At 58.8% G+C, this 21,147-nt stretch carries 15 protein-coding genes; 8 read left to right on the plus strand and 7 right to left on the minus strand.

Annotated elements, in window-relative coordinates; genetic code table 11:
* Window positions 1–222: 222 nt before the first annotated feature.
* The 3 genes from idi to Q7C20_RS01690 all read left to right on the plus strand — a co-directional run bounded on the left by idi (window position 223) and on the right by Q7C20_RS01690 (window position 3,013).
* Window positions 223–1,749, plus strand: coding sequence for an isopentenyl-diphosphate Delta-isomerase (gene idi, locus Q7C20_RS01680; RefSeq protein WP_375064773.1), 1,527 nt, complete (start codon window positions 223–225; stop codon window positions 1,747–1,749).
* A 179-nt stretch (window positions 1,750–1,928) separates the two neighbouring features.
* Window positions 1,929–2,492, plus strand: a complete 564-nt coding sequence (gene pnuC, locus Q7C20_RS01685; protein WP_348057641.1) for a nicotinamide riboside transporter PnuC — start codon at window positions 1,929–1,931, stop codon at window positions 2,490–2,492.
* The gene (locus Q7C20_RS01690) at window positions 2,489–3,013 is read left to right on the plus strand and encodes an AAA family ATPase (protein WP_348057697.1); all 525 of its coding nucleotides are present in this window, start codon (window positions 2,489–2,491) and stop codon (window positions 3,011–3,013) included. Before pnuC ends, Q7C20_RS01690 begins: the two co-directional genes overlap by 4 nt.
* 27 nt (window positions 3,014–3,040) lie before the next feature.
* On the opposite strand, the gene ggt is transcribed toward Q7C20_RS01690, so the two are convergent.
* Window positions 3,041–4,765: a gamma-glutamyltransferase gene (gene ggt, locus Q7C20_RS01695; protein ID WP_375064775.1), complete on the minus strand. Its 1,725-nt coding sequence runs from the start codon at window positions 4,763–4,765 to the stop codon at window positions 3,041–3,043.
* A 781-nt stretch (window positions 4,766–5,546) separates the two neighbouring features.
* On the minus strand, window positions 5,547–6,953 hold the full coding sequence (locus Q7C20_RS01700) for a PLP-dependent aminotransferase family protein (RefSeq protein ID WP_375064777.1): 1,407 nt from the start codon (window positions 6,951–6,953) through the stop codon (window positions 5,547–5,549).
* Between the two features lie 129 nt (window positions 6,954–7,082).
* Between Q7C20_RS01700 and Q7C20_RS01705 the strand changes: the two genes are divergently transcribed.
* The 4 genes from Q7C20_RS01705 to Q7C20_RS01720 are packed head-to-tail and all read left to right on the plus strand — an operon-like array spanning window position 7,083 to window position 9,786.
* Window positions 7,083–7,559, plus strand: a complete 477-nt coding sequence (locus Q7C20_RS01705; RefSeq protein WP_375064779.1) for a carboxymuconolactone decarboxylase family protein — start codon at window positions 7,083–7,085, stop codon at window positions 7,557–7,559.
* The gene (locus Q7C20_RS01710; protein WP_375064781.1) at window positions 7,552–7,992 is read left to right on the plus strand and encodes a GNAT family N-acetyltransferase; all 441 of its coding nucleotides are present in this window, start codon (window positions 7,552–7,554) and stop codon (window positions 7,990–7,992) included. The genes Q7C20_RS01705 and Q7C20_RS01710 overlap by 8 nt, the downstream gene beginning before the upstream one ends.
* On the plus strand, window positions 7,989–8,582 hold the full coding sequence (locus Q7C20_RS01715) for an FMN-dependent NADH-azoreductase (RefSeq protein WP_375064784.1): 594 nt from the start codon (window positions 7,989–7,991) through the stop codon (window positions 8,580–8,582). The genes Q7C20_RS01710 and Q7C20_RS01715 overlap by 4 nt, the downstream gene beginning before the upstream one ends.
* Before the next feature lie 58 nt (window positions 8,583–8,640).
* Window positions 8,641–9,786, plus strand: a complete 1,146-nt coding sequence (locus tag Q7C20_RS01720; protein ID WP_375064786.1) for a MalY/PatB family protein — start codon at window positions 8,641–8,643, stop codon at window positions 9,784–9,786.
* Window positions 9,787–9,830: 44 nt separating this feature from the next.
* On the opposite strand, the gene Q7C20_RS01725 is transcribed toward Q7C20_RS01720, so the two are convergent.
* On the minus strand, window positions 9,831–14,195 hold the full coding sequence (locus Q7C20_RS01725) for a hypothetical protein (RefSeq protein WP_375064788.1): 4,365 nt from the start codon (window positions 14,193–14,195) through the stop codon (window positions 9,831–9,833).
* A gap of 305 nt (window positions 14,196–14,500) precedes the next feature.
* On the opposite strand from Q7C20_RS01725, the gene Q7C20_RS01730 reads away from it, so the two are divergent.
* Window positions 14,501–17,854: a hypothetical protein gene (locus Q7C20_RS01730; RefSeq protein ID WP_375064790.1), complete on the plus strand. Its 3,354-nt coding sequence runs from the start codon at window positions 14,501–14,503 to the stop codon at window positions 17,852–17,854.
* Window positions 17,855–17,921: 67 nt separating this feature from the next.
* Here the strand turns inward: Q7C20_RS01730 and Q7C20_RS01735 are convergent, their stop codons facing one another.
* The 4 genes from Q7C20_RS01735 to Q7C20_RS01750 all read right to left on the minus strand — a co-directional run bounded on the left by Q7C20_RS01735 (window position 17,922) and on the right by Q7C20_RS01750 (window position 21,035).
* Complete coding sequence (locus tag Q7C20_RS01735; protein WP_003173733.1) at window positions 17,922–18,137, minus strand: molybdopterin-binding protein; 216 nt, start codon at window positions 18,135–18,137, stop codon at window positions 17,922–17,924.
* Window positions 18,138–18,559: 422 nt separating this feature from the next.
* A complete protein-coding gene (locus tag Q7C20_RS01740; protein ID WP_375064801.1) occupies window positions 18,560–19,486 on the minus strand; it encodes a FecR domain-containing protein in 927 nt (308 codons plus the stop codon).
* Window positions 19,483–20,001 carry a sigma-70 family RNA polymerase sigma factor gene (locus tag Q7C20_RS01745; protein ID WP_375064803.1) on the minus strand — a complete coding sequence of 173 codons (519 nt, stop codon included), beginning with the start codon at window positions 19,999–20,001 and terminating at the stop codon, window positions 19,483–19,485. The genes Q7C20_RS01740 and Q7C20_RS01745 overlap by 4 nt, the downstream gene beginning before the upstream one ends.
* A gap of 92 nt (window positions 20,002–20,093) precedes the next feature.
* Window positions 20,094–21,035, minus strand: a complete 942-nt coding sequence (locus tag Q7C20_RS01750; RefSeq protein WP_375064805.1) for a LysR family transcriptional regulator — start codon at window positions 21,033–21,035, stop codon at window positions 20,094–20,096.
* Window positions 21,036–21,147 lie beyond the last annotated feature (112 nt).

The following is a 21,147-nucleotide window of genomic DNA, read 5'->3' on the forward strand; positions in this document are numbered from 1 at the left end:
ACCGGAACTGAAACGGACACCACTTTACGAGGAACAGTGTTTTAAACGTAGCGGACTTCTGCAAAAGCGGATAACTTCTTTCGATTTTTTTGATATACATTCGAGTTCAAATAAATATAACCAATCACCGCTCACTCCCTCTAAGCTCTCACACTCAACGTGCCACACACCCTTGAAATGGACCGCTTTACCGTCCTGCATATACAGCTCAGGAGAGCGGCTATGGAAGACGTCCTCATTCTGGTTGACGAGAATGATCAACCAACAGGTTTCGCGGGTAAACAACAGGTGCATGAAGAAGGGCTACTGCACCGGGCTTTTTCAATATTCATTTTTGACCGCCACTCCAGACTGTTACTGCAACAGAGGGCAGACACTAAATACCACTCGCCCGGGCTGTGGAGTAACACCTGTTGCGGGCACCCGCGCCAGGGCGAGACGACGCCAGACGCGGCACGGCGCCGGTTATATGAAGAGATGGGGCTGACCTGCGAGCTGGAGTCACACTCCACGCTGGTTTATCGAGAAAGCGTGTCGCAAACCATGACTGAATATGAATACGATCATGTGTTCGTAGGTTGCTGTGCAACGGATCCAGTTGCCAATCCGGACGAAGCTAAAGCATGGCGCTGGGTGGAGAGTGAACAATTACAGGATGAGCTGCAACACGCCCCAAAAACATTCACGGTTTGGTTGCGTACCATCGTATTGGGCGCCGGGGCCGCAGGCATCAAAGGTTGGGCGCCTAAATCGAAGCAGCCCCCTCAAACACCATCAAACGCCGGGGCTTTTGACCTCCCTCGCTGGCTGGCTGAAGCAGATTACCCGCTAAACCCTTACGCCGAAGAAGCACAATCGCACACGCGTCATTGGCTCAAGAGCATTGGCCTGGAAGATACGCCGCGCGCAGCGCGCCAATTGGATATTTACATTCCAGGCACCTATGCCGGCTATATGTGGCCAGACGCGCCGCGGGACCTGTTGTTCATTTTGTCAGACGTGGTGGGGTGGTTCAGTTGCCAGGACGATCTTGCAGACGAAGACTGCAAGGACCCCCAAATGCTGGAACACCTGCTTCGCGCAGTTCATAGCAGTGCGTTCACATGCTCCGCCCCTCAATCCGGGCCGCTGGCCTCGGGGCTCAAGGATATAATAAGGCGCTCCGCACGCTTGGCACCGCCTCTCTGGAAAGAACGGGCTGGCGAGAGCTATGCCTCCTATATCGCGCCCTGTACGACTGCGTTAATGCATCGAATTCATCGAACCCAGCCTGGAATCGAAGGCTACGATAGCCTTTGGCGGAACGCCGGAGGCTTCCAGGTTTGCCTCGAATTCACCTACTGGGCACAGAATATTTACCTGCCCACCGCCCTCTACTACAGCAAGCCTTGGCAGGAACTGTGCTTGCTGGCGCTGAACCTCTTGAAGGCTGTCAACGATTTACTCTCGTTTCGAATCATGGAAGACCCCGATGACGACATCTATAACTTGCTGACCCATCTGCGGCACACCCAGGGTTACTCCCCCGACGAGGCTGCCCGCGAAGTATCCCGACGCATTGATCAGTGGGCGCATGCGTTTACCGATGCCCGGAAACGGTTGCCCGAATGCCTGGCAAGCTATGGCTATGACGAGCAATCGGTGCAACAACTGATGATGTGCGCCCAAGCCGTGCAAAACCAATGGCGCGGGAATATTGCCTGGCACCTGGCAGTGCCGCGCTATCAGGAAATTCGCTTTAAGGACTAGCCCTTTCAAGGTCTTTGGAAATCTATCTGACAGGGATAGTGTTTGGCCTCATCGAGCCGATATCAGCTATTACCGCAGCAACGGGTATGCACCCAACCCCCAGCCCACCTCAGACAGTGTGAAGATCCACCACCTCTGGTTACAATCACCGCCCTCTACAACTCCTCCAAGGAACCACCATGTCCGGGCTTGAACTGTTCGCCGCCGCCCTGGGGGTGATCGCTGTCTGGCTCACGGTCAAACAAAACCCATGGTGCTGGCCCATCGGCCTGGTCATGGTGTTGCTCTACACCTGGGTATTCTTCGACGTAAAACTCTACTCCGACATGCTCCTGCAAGTGGTCTACGCCGCCCTGCAACTCTACGGCTGGTGGCAATGGACCCGCGCCGGCGAGGTTAAACAAGGCCGCCAAGTGACCAGCCTCGGCGTACCGGTGATCATGCTCCACCTCGCCGTGGGCGCCATTTTCAGCCTGCTGCTGGGCGCCGCCATGGCCCACTGGACCGACGCCGCCCAACCGTGGCTCGACGCCGCCCTCACCGGCTTTAGCCTGGTCGCGCAAATGTGGATGGCGCAAAAGCGCGTGCAATGCTGGCCGCTGTGGATAGCCGTAGACGTAATCTTCGTCGGCCTGTTCCTCTACAAAGGCCTCTACCTCACCGCCGCGCTCTACGCTTTGTTCACCCTAATTGCCGTACAAGGCTGGCGCGAATGGCACGCCGACCCGGCATTGCGCACATGAAAGTCGTGGTACTGGCGGGACCGGAATCCAGCGGCAAAAGCTGGCTGGCGACGCAATTGCACGCGCACTTTGGCGGTGTAATGGTCGGCGAATACGTGCGCCATTTCATCGACCACCATCAACGCGACACCACCCTGGCGGATATCCCGGCGATCGCCCACGGTCAATTGGCCTGGGAAGATGCCGCGCGCGCCGAACAACCGCACCTGCTGATCCTCGACACGCACCTGCTGACCAACAAACTGTGGAGCCAAACCCTGTTCGGCGACTACCCGGCCTGGCTCGACCGCGAACTGCTCGCACGTCATTACGACCTGCACCTGCTGCTGTCTCCCGAAGACGTGGAATGGACCGCCGACGGTCAGCGCTGCCAGCCGGACCTGGCGGACCGCCGAGCGTTTTTTCAGGGCAGCCTGGAGTGGATGCAGCAGCATCAGCAGTCGGTAAGGGTAATTCGGGGAAATTGGGAGGAGCGCCGCACAGCAGCGTTTACTGCGGTAGAGCAGTTGCTCAACCCCTGAATGGGGTGAGCAACTGTCCGTTTTGTCTTAGTAGCCCAGCGACAACCCGGTATTACGACGCGGGTCGTTCGCCCCGTAGAAACGGTTGTTGCCCACCGGCTTGCCGCCCAGAGACGGTGCGCCCACCAGAATCGCCGCCAAGTGGTTGGCATCCTGAGGGCCTGCAAACTTGTGGCCCCAGCTCTCCAGGATTTTCTGGGTGTCGGGGCTCACCGCGAAGGTCTCAAGGTTGGTGGTCTCAGGCATCCACTGCTGGTGGAAACGCGGCGCGTCCACGGCTTCCTGGATGTTCATCTTGTAGTCGATGACATTCAGGATGGTCAGCAAGGTGGCGGTGATGATGCGACTGCCGCCGGGTGTACCGACGACCATCACGGCCTTGCCGTCCTTGGTCACGATGGTCGGGCTCATCGACGACAGCGGCGCCTTGCCCGGCGCGATGGCGTTGGCTTCACCCTGGACCAGCCCGTACATGTTCGGCACGCCGACCTTGACCGTGAAGTCGTCCATTTCATCGTTGAGGATCACCCCGGTCTTGCTCGCCATCACGCCCGCGCCGAACCAGTCGTTGAGGGTGTAGGTAACCGAGACCGCGTTGCCCCATTTGTCGACGATGGAATAGTGCGTGGTGTTGTTGCCTTCGTGGGGCGACACACCCGGCTTGATCGCCTGGGAATCACCGGCTTTCTGCGGCTCGATGGCCGCGCGCAGCTTGGCCGCGTAGTCCTTGTCCAGCAAGTGCGCGATCGGGTTCTTCACAAAATCCGGGTCGCCCAGGTAGCTGTTACGGTCCACGTAGGCGTGGCGCATCGCTTCGATCTGGTAGTGCAGGCCTTGGGCCGAGTGATAACCGAGGTCGGCCATCGGGTAGCCTTCAAGGATGTTCATGATCTGGCAGATCACTACGCCACCCGAGCTCGGCGGCGGTGCCGAGACCACGTGGTAGCCACGGTAGTCGCACTCGATCGGCGCCAGTTCGCGGGTCTTGTATTTGTCCAGATCCGCCTGGGTAATGAGGCCTTTACCGGCTTGGCTGGAGTCCACCAGCGCCTTGGCCACCCAGCCTTTATAGAAGCCGTCGGTGCCCTTGGCGGAGATTTCCTTGAGGGTCTTGGCCAGGTCTTTCTGCACCAGTTTCTGGCCTACCTGCATCGGCTGGCCGTTGTGCAGGAAGATCCCGCGCAGGTCTTTGTCTTTCTCAAACTCGCCGGTGGCGGTGTGCAGCAGGTCGACATCACCCTGCTCCAGCTCAAAGCCGTTTTCCGCCAGCTTGATCGCCGGGGCAATCACTTGGGCGCGTTTGAGGGTGCCGTATTTGCTCAGGGCGGTTTCCATGCCGGAGACGGTGCCGGGCACGCCGACCGCCAGGTGACCTTTGGCGCTGAGACCTTCGACCACGTTGCCGTCTTTGTCGAGGTACATGTTGGCGGTGGCCGCCAGCGGGGCTTTTTCGCGGAAGTCGAGGAAAGTCTTGCGCCCGTCCGCCAGTTGCACGGTCATGAAACCGCCGCCGCCCAGGTTACCCGCCGCCGGGTACACCACCGCCAGCGCATAGCCCACCGCCACGGCTGCATCGACCGCGTTGCCGCCGGCCTTGAGTACGTCCACACCCACATGAGTTGCCAAATGCTGGGCGGTCACCACCATGCCGTTTTCACCGCCCACCGGGGCCTGTGACGCGGCTTGCACGCCACTGACCGTCAACACCAGCGCAGTGGCAATCAGGGTAAGGCTGAAGGTTTGGTATTTCATCCATGGCTACTCTCGTTATTGGGACGCACCAAAATAGCCCTTCCCGGATCCAATCCCCAGCACAATGGCGTTTTTGTTACAGAACTTGTCGGTCACAGAACGGACGCGAAAAACTCCACGCTATATTTCGCGCCCTGACTGTCGTGTTAGGCGCTTTCACAGAGTGATCAAGATGTGGACCTCAAGCACGTGAACTTGATGATTGCAGTGACCTTGTACCGTGCGGCGTATCGCCGACCCGACTGTAGAAACCGGATTCAACGGTGGGCGGGCTTGCTCGCGAATGCGGTGCATCAGCCACCAAATTCATCGACTGACCCTGCGCATTCGCGAGCAAGCCCGCTCCCACAGTTGGATCTCCATATAGGTTGGGTCTCCATTTTTCCGGGGATCGCAATCTGCTCCAGGAAAAAACAGCGCCTTTGATTCAACCACTACGGTCGGCTACCAGGCCGCCGTGCTTTAGATTTTGATCTGAGGCGCACCGTCAATAAAGATGGCAGCACACCGAGCTACAGCGAGGTGCCGAGTGGTGGGTTACTTTCGGCTGGTCCGGCATTCAGGTCGTTTGCCAAAGGTCTTTGGAGATTCATCTGATACCAGCCCGTTAAGGGCGAACACTGTCCCTGTGGCGAGCGGGCTTGTCCCGCGTTGGGTTGCGCAGCGACCCCAAAGCCAGCCGCCGAGGAGTATTTGACTCACCGCGTTCTTCCTTTTTAGGGTCGCTGCGCAACCCAACGCGGGACAAGCCCGCTCGCCACGGGGTTCTTTATCGCCTGCTCTACCTAAAGGCCTTGAAAGGGCTGGCCGTTACCGCAGAACCGGATATACACCCCGCAATCACCCCGCGCAAAACCAAAGCCAAATCCGCCGCCTCCGCAGCCGTGACCACATTCGTAAACCCCATCAACAGCCCCTGCCCCCGCCCCGGTTCAAGCGTCCACCCCGACACCGCCTGAACCGCCAAGCCCGCAGCGTTGGCCGCGTCAGCCACTGCCCCATCCGGCACATCCACCAACAACCGCGCCAGCAAGTTAATCCCACCAGACTGCTCATCCACCCGCAAAAAAGCCGAGCAATGCTCCCCCAGCGCCGCCACCAATAACCCCCTGCGCACCGCATACAACTGCCGCATCTTCTTCAGGTGCCGCGTAAAATGCCCTTGCTCCAAAAAGTCCGCCGCCGTCAGCTGTAACAACTGCGCACTGCGCTGCTGCAACGCCTGCGCCCCTCGCTCAAACGCCCCCGACAATGCCGCAGGCACCACCAGATACCCCAACCGCAACCCCGGAAACAGCATCTTGCTGAAACTCCCGGCATAGATCACCCGGCCATCACCATCCTGGCTTTTGAGCGCCGCCAACGGCTGGCCCCGATAGCGAAACTCACTGTCGTAATCATCTTCAACCACCCAACTGCCCCTCTCCCGCGCCCAGTCCAGCAACGCCCGCCGCCGCGCCGGGCTCAGCGCCACACCCAGCGGGCTCTGATGCGCCGGGGTCACAATGGCCAGCCGCGCATCCACATCTCGCAGCCGGCCCTGCTCCACCTCCAGCCCGTCACGGTCAACTGGCACCGGCACCAGCTCAACCCCCTGGTGCATCAACAACTGCCGCGCATGCAGGTAGCCCGGGTCCTCAAACCAACAACGTTGCCCGGCCATCTCCAACGCGTCGCATAACAACGTGAGGCACCCCGCATACCCCGAACACACAAACACCTGCTGCGGAGTGCACTCCACGCCCCGGTACAGCGCGAGGTAATTGGCAATGGCCACGCGCAAGGTCAAGGCACCGCGAACGTCGCCCATCGCCAGGCTGTCGGCGTCGGTGCGGCGCACCTGTTGAGTGACCAGCCGCGCCCACAGTTTGCGCGGAAACGCGTCCAGCGCCGGCAAGCCCATTTGCAGCGGCGCAGGCCCCGATGCAACCGGCGCAACCACCGGCAGCGGCTTTACCGACACCTGCGGCGCAGAACCGGCGACCACTGTTCCCGCTTGCCCGCGCGCCTCGAAAAAACCCTCGCTGACGAGCAACTCATACGCCGCCTCGACCGTGCCACGCGCCACCTTGAGTTCCAGCGCCAGGCTACGCACGGACGGCACTCGATCACCCGCAGCCAGTTGGCCCTGATCAATGGCCAAACGAAAGCGGCGGTAAATTTCCTGGTACTTGGGCAGTGACGACATCACAGGTTGGCTCGATGCAAAGACAGCCCGGAGTCTGATCATGTCCCAACCCACTTGTCCAATCATGCCCCTGTTGACCGGCCTTCGCGCCGCTGAAAATGGCGCACCCTTCACACACAAGGATTGCCCATGAAACACCGCCTCGATTACGCCAAGGCCGCTCCCGCCGGTTACCAGGCCCTGGGCTCGGTGCACAGCTACATCCACGGCTGCGGCCTCGAAAAAGAGCTGATTGACCTGGTGTACCTGCGCGTTTCGCAGCTCAACGGCTGCGCCTATTGCCTGGACTCCCACTCCCGCGACTTGCTCAAGCTAGGCGTAAGCCTGGAAAAAATCATGTTGCTGGCCGCCTGGCGCGAGGGACTGCCGCTGTACACCCCGCGCGAACAGGCCGCATTGGCCTGGGCCGAGGTGGTCACAGACGTGGCAAACACCGAAGCGCCGGATGCCGATTACGCCGCCGTCGCAGGGATATTCAGCGAAAAAGAAGTCGCCGACCTGACCCTGGCCATCTCCCTGATGAACGCCCTCAACCGCGTCGCCATCAGCTTTCGCAAAGTCCCGGCGGCCATCAAGGCCCATCTGGAGAACCTGAGCCATGAATGACGCCGTCGAATTCGTGCACATCGAAACCGACGCCGACTGCCTTGCCAGCTTTGCGGTGATGCAGCAACTGAGGCCACACCTCACCGACGCAACCGGTTTCACCGAACAAATCCAGCGCCAACGGCAGAACGGTTACCGCCTGCTGGCCGCCCGTGAACACGGCCAGGTGATCGGTCTGGCGGGCTACCGGCTGACCGAAAACACCCTTTACGGGCGCTTTATTTATGTGGATGACCTGGTGGTGGACGCCGCCCTGCAACGCCGGCGCCTAGGTGAGCAGTTGCTCGACCGGGTTCGTGAAGAAACCCGCGCGCGCGGCTATCGCTGGCTGGTGCTGGACACCGGCATGCACATGGCCCTGGCCCAGCGCTTCTATTTCCGTCAGGGCTTGTTGCCGCGGGGCATGCATTTTTCCCAGGACTTGAGCCAATGACCCGCGCCCTGCTGTTGAGCTTCAGCCCCCACGGCACAGCCGCGCACGCCTTCAAGCTGGCCCGCGCACTGCTGCAAGACTTGGTGCCCGACGCCACGGTTACAGAGCGCGACTATGGCGGCCAGGCGTTGCCACCGTTGACCCGCGAATACGCGGATGCCCTGACCACTGCTGGCGGGCAGAGTGGCACTGCAACGGCAGTGTCCGAGCAACTGATTGTGGAACTGGAAGCCTGCGACCTGCTGATCCTCTGCACCCCGGTACACAATTTCACTGTGCCCGCAGCGCTCAAGGGTTGGATCGACCATGTGGTGCGCATTCACCGCAGCTTCACGGTTACCGAGCGGTTCGAAAAAGTCGGCCTGCTCGACGACCGGCGCACCTTTGTGCTGGTCAGCTCCGGCAATTCGCGCCAGGGCCATGAGCCGGACTTTTTGACGCCTTATCTGACCACCATCCTTTCTACCGTGGGCATTCACCGCGTGGATTTCGTCTACCTGGGCGCCATGGTGCGCGGTGAAGAAGCGGTCAATCGCTCGCTGGAACAGGCACATCGTCGACTGTCAGCGGCAATCAGCACTGGCCTATAAAATTAATGGCGCTAGAATCGGCGCCATTGTTTGCCAGCCTCCCTGATACGAGCCGCCCATGAGCTTTGATTTCGACACGATCCACCCACGCCTCGGCACCGGCAGCACCAAGTGGAACCGTTACCCGCAAGACGTTTTGCCGATGTGGATCGCCGACATGGACATCGCCGCGCCACCCGCCATTCTGGCAGCCCTGCACGCCCGGCTCGACCAGCAGGTTCTCGGCTACAGCGTGGCCGGCCCTGATGTGCGCGAAGCCATCGTGGCCGACCTGTGGGCCAAGTACGCCTGGCGCGTGAGCCCCGAAGACCTGTTGTTCCTGCCCGGTGTCGAGCCCGGTTTCAATATGGCCTTGCACGCGTTTGTGCAGCCCGGCCAGCCTGTCGTGCTGCAAACCCCGAACTATCGCCCGATCCGCCTGGCGCCCGGGCACTGGAACCTGCCGCGCATCGAAGTGCCGTTTGAGCGGGTGAACGATGAGTTCATTACACCGATGGCTGCCATGCGCCAGGCGCTGACCGGTGCCGGTGCGCTGCTGTTGAGCAACCCGCACAACCCCATTGGCAAAGTCTTCCCCCGTGAAGAACTGCTGGCCGTGGCCAACGCCTGCCTGGAAAACGGCACGCTGATCATCAGCGACGAAATCCACGCCGAGCTGTGCTTCGACGGCCGCCGCCATATCCCCACCGCCAGCCTCAGCCCCGAGATCGCCCAACGCACCATCACGTTGATGTCGGCCAGCAAGGCCTACAACGTGGCCGGTCTGAAGACGTGTTTTGCCGTGGTGCAAAATGCCGAGATTCGCGAGCGCTTCAACAATGCCCGCTGCGGCATGGTCGACAGCGTCAGCCCGTTGGGCCTGGAAGCCACCCGCGCTGCTTACAGCCAGTGCAGCGACTGGCTCGACGCGCTGGTGAACTACCTGCAAGCCAACCGCGACTACTTGCTCAACGCGGTGCAAACGCGCTTGCCCGGCGTGGTGATGCACGTGCCTCAGGGCACCTTTCTGGCCTGGCTGGACTGCAGCGCTTTGGGCCTGGCTGACCCGCAGCAGTTTTTCCTGGAACAGGCCAAGGTTGGCTTGAGCGCAGGGATTGAATTTGGCGATGACAGCCAGCAGTTTGTGCGACTGAACTTCGGCTGCCCACGGGCGATGCTGGAAGAAGGCGTGCAACGCATGGAGCGCAGCTTGCTAAGCCGCTGAATCTGACTGGCACCCTTGCGGTGCCAGTCATGCCACCGCAGGTATTAAGTTTTTGGCTGGTCGGTAGCCATCTTGATGGTACTCACCTGCGGTATGCGAACGGTTGAACCTTCCTGATATGGCGCACTGAGCGTCATCATCACATTGTCATTAGTGATAAATTTTGCCCGCAACACATCGTCCTTCGAGTCCTTGGCAAACGCGTTCTGGATAACCACGGTGCGTTCCTCTCCTGGCTTATCCCCGCTCAGAATTACGCTCAAATCCCCAGAGGGTGAAACGCTCCAGCCCGAGACTTGCGCAGCGTTGTAGTCCAGCTTGATAACGCTGTCGCTTGGGTCATTGATGGTCACATTCTTATCACCCTTGTTAATGACATAGGTGTTGAAACCGCCCTGCCCGGTAACGGTGGCGCCACCATTGATCACAATAACGTTCGAGCCCCCGCCGGTTTCCACTACATCTTTCTTGCCGTTCAGGGTAAACAGATTGCTCTGTTCATCTCCTTTGATATAACTCTCCCCATTTTCAACCGTGACCGCATTGGAAAAGTCCTTAAAATTCACAGTCTTTACAATACCCACCCCTTGCGCAAGTTGGGTTTTTACCCAAACCGCCCCGGATTGGAAATCAATGAAATGCCCTAAATATTCGGCTTTTTTAGTTTCTTTATCTTCCGTGTAGGTGGTGCTCAAACTGCCGGAAAAGATGAGTGTATTACGGCCACCGCCACCCCAGAGTTCAGACGCTTTTGGGCTGAAGCCGTTATTTTCAGTAGCTACAATGTCCTGTGTTTGCTGAAGTGTCTGACGAGCATCCGCGTTGAAAACGACCGTATCGTCATCGTCACCGCCGCTCATCAGTTTTTTGCCTGCGCCCAACAAAAAATAGTTGGGCTTTGTAAACACTCCCGCCACTGAGTCATCCCCATCGCCCAGGTCCCAGAGCGTGGCTCTGCCTGGCCCCTGTTTACTGTCCACGGGTGTTACCGAAAGGCCGTTCCACGAGTCGGCAGGCGCATTAATACAATCGTTCCCGCCGTTGACTTTGACGGAGGTGACTTTGCCATCCACTTTGATCAGGTTGAGCAAATAGGAGACCGGGGACCACCAGTGTTTGCCGGTAAGGCCCACCTTCCCCGGCACTTGCGTGACCACCACATCCGCAGAGCCAAATACAACACGTTCAAAATAGTCTTTGCCCTTGCCGTTAAGGAACGCCTCATAGTGCGCTCTCTTTTGTTGATCGTAGAACTGGGAGTGTTTCGCTTCCAAATAGGGCTTCATAACATCAAACCCCGGCTCAAACCCCAGGAATGACTTCAGACCGGTGACGAACTTTTGCCCATCGCTCAGCGGCGTGAGTTTATTAATATCCTCTACAGAGCGCACTGCCGAATAAATCATTTGCGCAGTCATCAATACCGCTGCCACGGCTAGCCCCACCGGCCCTGCAGCACTAAAACCTGTGAGAAACGCACCGGTCAAGGCGATCGAAGTAGCCGCATTAGCGACTGAAAATGCGCCGTTGACATAGTGATCCTGGGCTTCCTTGCCCGAGCTCTTAGCCGCTTGTTTAAACGAATTGACGGCGCTGTGAACGTCGAAAGGAACACTGATGGTCGCCCCTATCCCCCCACTGGCCTTCCCGATCATCTTGCCGATACTGGAGGTTTTGAAGCTAAGTATTGTCGGCGCCGCACTACTGACTGCCTTCTGCGCCACCTTATTGAGAGCCGCCTCCACGCCCATTCCGACGTAGTCAGACGCCACAGCACCCAGACCAATAATGCCTGCCGTTGTATCGCCACGTTGAATACTTTCTATGGAACTGCGTAGCCCCTGAAAGGTGCTGAAAGCCTGGAATCCAAGCCCGGCGGATCGGGTTTTCCCTCCAGGCTCGCCGGATGCTTGCGGGGAGAAAAAATCGGCAGCCAAGGGTTTGCCGCTGCGCTCCAAATCACGTAGCGCAGCAGCGTGTCGCGATGTTTCATCTATGGAGGTCTGGAGAGACTCAGGAATGGGTTCGCCATCGCGGCGGGTGACCAAAGGCGACGCAGCAGGACTGCGCTTGGCCGCGATTTCACTGACAATACTGGTCGTGCGCGCACCGACCTCAGTTGACGTCGATTTCAAATACGCCAGAAGACGGTCGTAGTCGATCTCCACTTTAGTGGTTATAAGGCCTCTCGCGTCAGTGGCTAGCGCACTTTCGATGGGTTTGCCCTTGACGTGCAAACCCATCCTGTAAAGTTCGACACGCGTGACTTGCGCCTCTCCGATTCGGATAGGTGGATGGCTATCATCAATTGCCTGGAGGCGTTTGACTTCGGCCTCGTCAATCGGTACCAACGTTGTGGTCGGTGGCGTCACCGCTAATGGCGGCTGCCTGTTGGGGGCCTGTGCCGGAGGCGGCGGCGAGGGGTCTGCTGCGGGAGCGAAAAGCCTGCCGAGTGAGGCGCTGGTATCAGGGTTGAGCTTCCCATCGTAAAGTCGTGAGGTGTAGGCCTCTTCCATAAAGTCCGATGCGCTGCGGCTCGCACGCGAACCGAGCTCTTTGCCACCGTCACGGAAGGGCTCCTTGTTGCTGGCCACTTCCAGGAACCCGGTGGAATCGGCTTTGTAGTAGGCCAGCATGCCGAACTTGCCGCTAATCATCGCGGCCTGCTTGGCAGCAAGAGGGTCGTCACCATTGCTTTGAGCCTCGCGCCCCAACCGATCAGCGACCGTGCCACCCGTGGCAGAAGGCGCGGTGAAAAAATCATCACCGATAATCAAGGTGGGTGGGAGCCCCAAAGACAAGCGCGTTTCGGGTTGCTCTCCCGGCTTAGCGACAATCACGTTGGTAACATTGCCAAGTGAACCCGCTGTTGTCGGATCGCTTAGTTGAAGTTTGAGCAATGCGTTGCTGATGGCATCCTGTACGCTGTTTAACGTGCCACTCTTGGTATTGGCAGGGTGAGTTATTAAAAAAATCTCTCCCTGGAGTGTCTTGGCGTATTCCCCTCTCTGTGGTCCGAGCTTGCCCTCGGCAATATAGACGCGCTGCTGCTCTATACGCCTAAAGGCAAAGGGATAATCAACCGGGGGGCGCGCCTCATTGATGGCAGCTATCAATTTCGACTCAAGTGCGAGCATGCGAAAATAAACCGGAGAACCTGGATAACTGTCCATAAAATGCCGGGTAGCCCTCAAGGCGTCTACGGTCTTATGGAACTGCGACATTCCTTTGGCTTCGTGCAACTTTCCAAGTTCACTCAAGGCGCTGTCATACTTGGCCAACTCCGCATCGGAAGGTGCAGGCCGCTGCATTCTCAAACTCTCAGGCGTCGGCACACGCGTGGCATCGACCACTTTTATATCATCCAACCCGGCGAGTGGTGCGTGGTACATATAGTTGATTGTGTTTGATTTTCCGGACAACTCCGGGATATGTTCAGGATTAAATGTGCTCATCTTGAACAGGGGGTTGGCAAGGTCTTGATTATTTGGCGTGAGGAAGGTAGACAGTTCGGGATGTGTGAATATTCTCTGCAGGCCTTTTTTAAATAATTCAGCGGTAGAAAAAGTCACAAAGCCGACGTTTGGATCACTGTAGTAGTATGTTCGCTTTCCGTCGGGGTCGACCTTCACGCCAGCGGAGAGTCGGTGTAGATGAGAACTGATCAATAATGTCTTGGTCGTAGGTGAACTGATCAACTCTGGCGCAATTGCGGTGTAGGGTGCCATCTTCACGGTCGCCGGATCATGCGCTTTATTCGGGTTTCCGGTTTGTTCTTGCAGTTGAGCCAGCTGGTTAAAAAACACTTGGGATTCTGGGGCATCGGGATGAGCAAGCGCCTGAAAAACATTGCCCAAAAAAATATGTTCTTTACCCTCCGCAATGGCCAGCGACATCAAGTGAGTAATCGCTGCACACTGCCCAGGAGATAATTGATTGATCACGCTAAGATAGAAACCTTGTGGCATAGGCGTTACTTTCACGCCGTTGTCCGTTATCACCTTCGTGAACGTTCTTACGTCGTCGAGGTTGGGCTCAATAAGTCGACCTTCTACCATAAACTTCAACGCCCCTGCTTGCTCCGGACTCAACGGCTGATCCACAGCAAGTCGCATGAGTTCAGTATCGCTCATGTTTTTAAAATAACCGGGCAACGCGACAGCTGAGGGATTTTTATAGCCTCTCATAAAGGCTTCATTATCGGTTCCGACGTTAGCACTGCTAATTTTTTGCACAAAGTGCTCAGGCACTTCGGAATCAGGCACAACAGCTGGCGACGCAGCGGTATTCGGGACGGCGCGATCTACAACTTCCCGCGGAGTAGGAGGATGACGGGTGTCAGCTGAATGTTGATTGGCAGGAACATAGACAGATTGCGTTGAGCCTGCGACAGACGTGAGTGACTGCATATAATATTCCAGAATTAAATAGCGTTACCGACCCTCCTTGACACGATGATTCTCCAAGACCATTCACACTACAAACCCATACCGGGTGCCTGTATCAGACTTATCCGAATGATCATTCCCGCGGCGCTTACTTAATAAGTTCCATATATCTTGTTTTATGCCCCTGCGGCATTCATCAACACGCTGCCCACATTGAATGGAAAAGCCCACCGCCTCAATTCACAACTTTTCGCAACGTGCATCGCCACCCTGCTGGTACTGTTTTCGCCAAACAGTCCAACCCGAAATAGCAGGAGTTCCACGGCATGTCGACCCAGCCGCTTGACAACTCGATCGAGCTCAAAAGCGTCCGCATCACGCTGCTCAAGGCGAGCGCGGAATTTCATGTGCTGCTCAAGAACAGCGCCGATAAAACGGTCGAGGCGCACGACAAGACGCCGTCCGGGCTGGATACCAGCAAAAAAGATGGCTATGAGCTTGCCGGCAAAGACGCCACACCTCCCGAGGCCTTGTCTGACTACAAAGCCATCGGCCCGCCGGATGAAGTCGGCCCGGGGCTGATTCGCTATGAAACCCAGGACGGCAAAAAAGTCATCGTCAGCGAGCACGACAGCCCGGACCTGTTCAAGCAGGTCAGCCAGGATTTCAAGTCGCTGTCCGGCGTAGTCGCCAGTCAGAACGCGGGTTACCAAAGCCTCGGCGCGGATGGCAAGGCGCCGGACACACTGGGCGACTACAAAGCCCTCGGCCCACCGGACGAAACCGGCCCTGGCGTGATCCGCTACGAAACCCAGGACGGCACCAAAATTGTTATCAGCCAGCGCGACAACCCCGAGGCCTTCGAGAAAGCCAAGGAAGCCTATGAAAGCTTCACGGGCCTCTCCAGCAGTGAAGACGCCGGTTACCGGCGTGCCACCGACAACGAAGTGTGGCCGCCCTACGGCGGCACGACGGTTGGCCCGGTAGACGAAGTCGGCCCGGGATTGATTCGTTATGAAAGCAATGGCGAGAAAGTCGTTGTGGCCCGCGACGACAACCCCAAGCTGTTTGATTACCTGGCGGGCCTCAACGCGGTGTATACCGACCCCGGCAAAAAGGCCGTTGTAGAAGGTGAACTCAATAATGGTGCGGTTCTGGCCGACGCCAATACCAAAGTGCCGGAGCTGAACGACTACAAGATGTTCAGCTGGAACAACGATCAGAAAGACCACGTTCTCACCTATGAATTGCAGGACGGCACCAAGGTTGTGGTGTCTTCCGATATCAGCCCCGAGCTGTTCAAGAGTGTCGCCACCGCAAATGACACCTGGACCAAAATTAACACCAGTGCAGAAGCCGGCTACAAACTCGCCGGGCCGAATGACTTCCTGAAAAACACCGACATCACCTTCGGCTCCCCCGACGAGCTGGGCGATGGCCTGATCCGCTATGAGACCAGCGAAGGCAAGGTGATCGTGTCCAGGGAGCTCAGCCCGCAGCTCTACGACGACGTCAAGGCCAAGTGGGACGCCGCCAGCACCGCAGGGGTCGACGATACACGGGCAACACACAACCTCCCCAAGGCGGGCGACCTCGATGTGCTGAACATGGACACCGGCGTCCATGCCGACGAAAAGGACGACACGTCGCCGACCCTGAGCGTCAGCGAACTGGCCACCACCCAGTTGATCGACACCTACCGCGAAGGCGTTAAAAACGGCTCGATTCCCAACGATGACCCGCGGGCCAAACTGGTCCGCGCCCTGGAAGCCCAGGCGGCTTACCAGAATGGCCATGGCATCACGGGCTACGAAGAGTCCAAGCGCCCGTTCAACACCACTTGGCGCGAGTTCGATGACAAGCAGACCGAGCTGACCTCGGCCGACATGCACGACATCATCGACGGCAAGGCGGTGCAGAAACAGATCGGCGAGTTGTTCCAGGACCCGACGGTGCAGGCCGACTACAAGTCGAAGATGGACGACGCCATCAATAAGTTGCCGAACAAGGATGAGATCAAGCAGAAGCTGCTCGACCTCACGTCAAACCCTGATTACGTGCTGTACCTCAAGGACCTGCAAAACCAGGGCAAGACGTCCGAGGCGCAAAAGGACCTGAGTGACACCCTCACCTCGCTGTCGTTGTTCGACCCGGAGGCTGCCAGCAAGGCTGCGCAGAACATTCAGGCGGATGGCTTGACCACCGACCTCAATACCATCCTCTCGGACCCAAGCAAGATCTCCGACGAAAACAAGGAACTGGCCACCAAAGACCTGTTCGGTTTGCTCAAGAGCGTGCTCAAGGGCAACCTGCTCGACCTGCCGCGCCGCACCCAGGAAACCCTGGAGAAATTCCTTAATGAAGGCCTTCAGGGCAAGGCGAAATCCTCGTCCGTGACCAAGGCCCTTGAAGAGTTGGGTGAGGTCTACAAAAACAGCGGCACCATCAGCGAAGCCGATGTCAAAACCGCCCTGAGCAAGCCCTACATCCCGGTCGCGGATCGCGGCATGCTCGGTGAAGTATTCAACACCCTCAACAGCAAGGGCATCCTCGGTTCCCTCGGCGCCGGCGTGACGCTGTTCTCGGCGATTTACCAAATGGTCGGCAAAGGCGGCAAGCTCGGCGAAACGCCGGCTCAGCGCATGTCCATCGCCAAGGACTTCCTCAGCTTTGCAGGCGGCGCGAGCCACTTCGTCAAGCTGGGCGACAAAATTGGCGAGTCCTTGGGCAAGGGCGGGCTGGTGAATTTTCTGGGCCTGGACAAGACCCTTCCGGAAATTTGGGGCAAGGAAGGCGCGGCAGGCAAGGTGCTCGACTTCGGCCCGGGCGGCGAGATTGACACGAAACTCAGCAAAGAGATTTCCGCAGCGCTGGACGCGGTCCCTGACAGTCAGTACGACGGCATCTCGAAGATGTTTGGCGAAGGCGACAAAGCCGTCACCGAAGCCACAGAAGGTCTGGCTACCCACCTGGATGACGGGCTGGCCGCAGCGGGCGTGGCCAAGTTGGGCGCCTCCAAATCGGCAAAAATTGCCGGTTCAGTGATCAAGGTACTGGGCCCGGCCACGGACATCGTCGGTGGCTTTGCCGATATCGTGCTGGGTGCACTGGCAATCAAGAGTGGTGTAGCCAGCAAAGACCCGCTGGCTCAGGCGGCCGGTGGTTTGCAAGTGGCGGGCGGTGCATTCGGCGCTTCGGCCGGGGTACTCGGTGCTGCTGCACTGTTCGGCGCAGGCTCGGCGGCGGCATTGACCGGGCCGTTTTTCCTGGTGGGCGTGGCGTTGGCGGTGATCGGCGGGATCATCGGTTACTTTGTCGACCACAACAAAAAACAGAAAGCCACCGAGAAGGAAAACGACTGGTACCGCGACCTGGCAGGCGATGGTTTATTGCAGGGCGACTGGGCCGACAAGGTCGAGTACGCCCACTACGAGATCCACCATTACCACGGCCGTGACACGCCGACCGATGACAGTATCTTTCGCTTTCAGCAATCGGAGTGGGAGCACTTCGACCAGACGCCGCAAAAAGGTGGCTCGTCGAGCAACCGCCTCGATGGCGACTTGCACAAGGACTACATAGACCCGAACACACCGCCCGAACCGCTGCCAAGCGAGGCGCCGCCGGATGAACCGGAACCGCGTCCGTTCGGCGGTGGTGGCGGCGCAAGAATTAACTGACGCTGTGACAGACTGACAAAAACCACTGTGGGAGTTGGCGTACCAGCTCCCACAGTGGTTTTGGTGTTTACAGTTTGGCGATAGACACTTCAGTCGACTTCACAAACGCAATCACTTCGCTGCCCACTTTCAATTCCAGGTCACGCACCGAGCGGGTGGTGATGACTGACGTCACAATGCCGGACGCGGTTTGCACGTCGATTTCAGACACCACTTCCCCCAGCAGGATTTCCTTGATCACGCCCTTGAACTGGTTGCGCACGTTGATCGCTTTAATGGTCATGTCGGCTTTCCTTTGGCTGTTGGGTCAATCCGCACGAATGCGCAGGCAGTCAAAATGCGCTATCAGATCGAACATTAAAAAGAATATATAACTCTTTATTTATTCGTTATGGATATATAGGAATTGTTCGCCAGCAAACAGTCAATCAGCAATTTGCCCTCTGCCGCAGCTAGAGGCATTGGCCTGAATCGAGTTGCAGCGGGCCAGCATCATCTGTGGCGAGCGGCGGGCTTACTGTGGCGAGCGGGCTTGCCCCGCGTTGGGCTGCGCAGCGGCCCCAGTAAAGAAGCATGCGGTGTATCAGTTACTCCTCGGCGTATGGTTTTGGGGCCGCTGCGCAGCCCAACGCGGGGCAAGCCCGCTCGCCACACCAAGCCCGCTCGCCACGATGAGTTTGCTTCCTACAGCAAACCCACCCGAGGTTATACAGCCGTGCTGCGCGGGCTTAGCGTCACCCAGTACCGCGTTCGTGCCTGCACTTCCAGCCCCAGTGTCGAAGCCAGCAGGCTGAGGATTCGGTCGGTATCGTCCAGACGGAAACTGCCCGTCACCCGTAACGCTTCCAGGCGTGGGTCCCAGCGCAGCACGCCCGGACGATAGCGTTCCAACTCGCGCAAAAAATCCCCCAGCGTCTGGTTCTGCGCGGTCAGCATGCCGTCGCGCCAGTCCAGTTGCAGCCGATCAAACGGCACCCAGGCGCCAAGCCCGCTGGCGGTCAAGGAGGCCTGCTGGCCGCTCTGCAGCGTCGTCAGCCGCCCATTCATATCGCGCACCTGTACCGAGCCCTCCCGCACCGAAACCCGGCAGCCGGACGCCAATTGCCGTACGCACACCTCGGCCTGGCTGACGCTTAACTCGCCGTAACGGGTGCGTACAGACATCGGGGCAGCGCCGGGCACCGTCAGCGCCAATTCACCGTCAACCAGGGTGATGCGCCGCTGCGCCCAGTCGATATCCACCGCCGTGGCCGTGTTGAGTTGCAGGCTGCTGCCATCGGCCAGAGGCAGCCGTTTGCGCTCACCGGTCGACGTGTGCAAATCAGCTCGCCACGTCTGAATGGGCAACTGACGGCCAATCAACAGCACCGTCGGCACCAGCACCGCCACACCCAAGGCACGCTTGAGGATTGCCCGTCGCCCGGGCTGCGGACGGTCGAGGCTGGCCATGGCCAGGGCGTGCGGCACGTCGCTGAAACGCTGGCGCAGGGATTGGGCTTTTTGCCAGGTCTGTTCGTGTTGCGGATGGCTGTCGCGCCACTGCTGCAAGTTGGCGTGATCACGCTCGGTGGCGGCGCCCGACTCCAGCAACGCCAGCCATTGCGCCGCCGCGCGGGCGACGTCGCGGCTCACAGCTCCACCAGCAAACAATGCTCGTAAGCCTCTGCCATGTAGCGTTTCACCGTGCGTTCCGAAACCTCAAGACGCTCGGCAATCTCGCGATAACCCAAGCCTTCCAGCTGGCTCAAGAGAAACGCGCGGCGCACCCGCACCGGCAAACCTTCAAGTAATTCGTCCAGCGCGTGCAGCGTTTCCAGCACCAGCCAGCGCTGTTCGGGTGACGGCACGCACGCCTCGGGCAAGTTGGCCAGGGCATTCAGATACGCCTGTTCGAGGCTGCGCCGCTGATGAAAGTTGACCAGCAAACGCTTGCCGACAGTCACCAGATACGCACGCGGCTCCTGCAGATGCGCGATCGGCTGCGCACTCGACAGCACCCGCAGGAACGTATCCTGGCTCAGGTCCGCTGCATCCCAGGCATTGCCCAGGCGCCGGCGCAGCCAGCTTTCCAGCCAGCTGCGATGGTCGCGGTACAAGCTCGACAGCGTCAGTTCCGGGCCGTGGGTCGGGGCAACAGCATCATTCATGGCAAGCAACCTGCGCGGCGCGACTGAGTCTCAAATGAGATTCATTCTATTTAATATCGCGCCTACGTACCATGCCCATTTCAACATTCCGTTTAGAGCATCGCCGCCTTCTGGCGCAGCATGTCGATAAACAGCCCCAACTCGCGGCTGACCCCTTCGCCTTTGCGCAACAACAGACCAAACGGGGCCAGCCGCACATCCAGCGCCACCGGCAATGCCACCACCAGGCCCATTTTCAAGTAGTCCCGCAGGGCGCTTTCCGAGAGCACCATCACCGCGTCGGTGAGCTGGATCAGTTGCTGCATCGAATAAATCGAACTGCATTCGATGATGTCCGCCGGGCTCGGCAGCGCCAGGTCTTGCAGGGCCTCGTCGAAGCCGATCCGCGCCGGGCTGGTTTGCGGTTGCAGGATCCACGGCCAGTCGCTCACCAACTCCGCCAGCTCCAGCCGTTCGCGCTGAGCCAGAGGATGGCCGGCGTGCACCACCACCAGCATGCGTTCGTTGCCCAACGGCTCGAAGGTGTAATGCTCGCTGTCGGTGGCGGCATTGCGCCGGGTGATGCCCAGGTCGATACGGCCCTGTTCGAGCAACTGGATCACCTGGTCGCTGGTGTCACCCATGATGCGGATACGCAATTGCGGGTAGAGGGTTTTCATCTGCGCGATGCAGTTCATGACCAAGTCCGGCGCCGCGCCCATGATCGTGCCGATCGACAGGTAGCCATAGCCGCCCTGCTGACGCGCCATCAGGTCTTCGGCGCAGCGGTCCAGCCCGCTCAGGGCTGACTCGGCAAAACGGATCAGCTCCTGGCCCAGCGCTGTAGGCCGCATGCCACGGGGCAAACGCTCGAACAGGTCGCAGGCAAACATGTCCTCGATCTCACGCAACATGCGCGTGGCCGCCGGTTGCGACATGTTCAAGGCTTGAGAGGCACGGTGCAGGTTTTGGCTGGAACTCAACGCCACCAGCATGTGCAGGTGCTTGTAGCGCAGCCGGTTGAACAGGCTCCGAGAAGCGAGCGGATGACTCATACAGTTCCTTGTTATCGATACCCTGAGGTTATCGCTTGTAAGCGAGATTCGATTTGTAGCGTATCTCTCGCCCGCCGTACAGTCCGGCCCATAAGAACAAAACATCGGACGC

The sequence above is a fragment of the Pseudomonas sp. AMR01 genome, from assembly GCF_041946035.1.
GTDB lineage: Bacteria > Pseudomonadota > Gammaproteobacteria > Pseudomonadales > Pseudomonadaceae > Aquipseudomonas > Aquipseudomonas antarctica_B.

Excerpts from the sequence above, each read along its gene's own strand:
- Q7C20_RS01725 (WP_375064788.1), bottom strand. The coding sequence starts at position 14,195 with ATGCAGTCACTCACGTCTGTCGCAGGCTCAACGCAATCTGTCTATGTT.
- Q7C20_RS01705 (WP_375064779.1), top strand. The coding sequence starts at position 7,083 with ATGAAACACCGCCTCGATTACGCCAAGGCCGCTCCCGCCGGTTACCAG.
- Q7C20_RS01750 (WP_375064805.1), bottom strand. The coding sequence starts at position 21,035 with ATGAGTCATCCGCTCGCTTCTCGGAGCCTGTTCAACCGGCTGCGCTAC.
- Q7C20_RS01735 (WP_003173733.1), bottom strand. The coding sequence starts at position 18,137 with ATGACCATTAAAGCGATCAACGTGCGCAACCAGTTCAAGGGCGTGATC.
- Q7C20_RS01715 (WP_375064784.1), top strand. The coding sequence starts at position 7,989 with ATGACCCGCGCCCTGCTGTTGAGCTTCAGCCCCCACGGCACAGCCGCG.
- Q7C20_RS01720 (WP_375064786.1), top strand. The coding sequence starts at position 8,641 with ATGAGCTTTGATTTCGACACGATCCACCCACGCCTCGGCACCGGCAGC.
- Q7C20_RS01690 (WP_348057697.1), top strand. The coding sequence starts at position 2,489 with ATGAAAGTCGTGGTACTGGCGGGACCGGAATCCAGCGGCAAAAGCTGG.
- pnuC (WP_348057641.1), top strand. The coding sequence starts at position 1,929 with ATGTCCGGGCTTGAACTGTTCGCCGCCGCCCTGGGGGTGATCGCTGTC.
- Q7C20_RS01745 (WP_375064803.1), bottom strand. The coding sequence starts at position 20,001 with ATGAATGATGCTGTTGCCCCGACCCACGGCCCGGAACTGACGCTGTCG.
- idi (WP_375064773.1), top strand. The coding sequence starts at position 223 with ATGGAAGACGTCCTCATTCTGGTTGACGAGAATGATCAACCAACAGGT.
- Q7C20_RS01730 (WP_375064790.1), top strand. The coding sequence starts at position 14,501 with ATGTCGACCCAGCCGCTTGACAACTCGATCGAGCTCAAAAGCGTCCGC.
- Q7C20_RS01710 (WP_375064781.1), top strand. The coding sequence starts at position 7,552 with ATGAATGACGCCGTCGAATTCGTGCACATCGAAACCGACGCCGACTGC.
- Q7C20_RS01700 (WP_375064777.1), bottom strand. The coding sequence starts at position 6,953 with ATGTCGTCACTGCCCAAGTACCAGGAAATTTACCGCCGCTTTCGTTTG.
- ggt (WP_375064775.1), bottom strand. The coding sequence starts at position 4,765 with ATGAAATACCAAACCTTCAGCCTTACCCTGATTGCCACTGCGCTGGTG.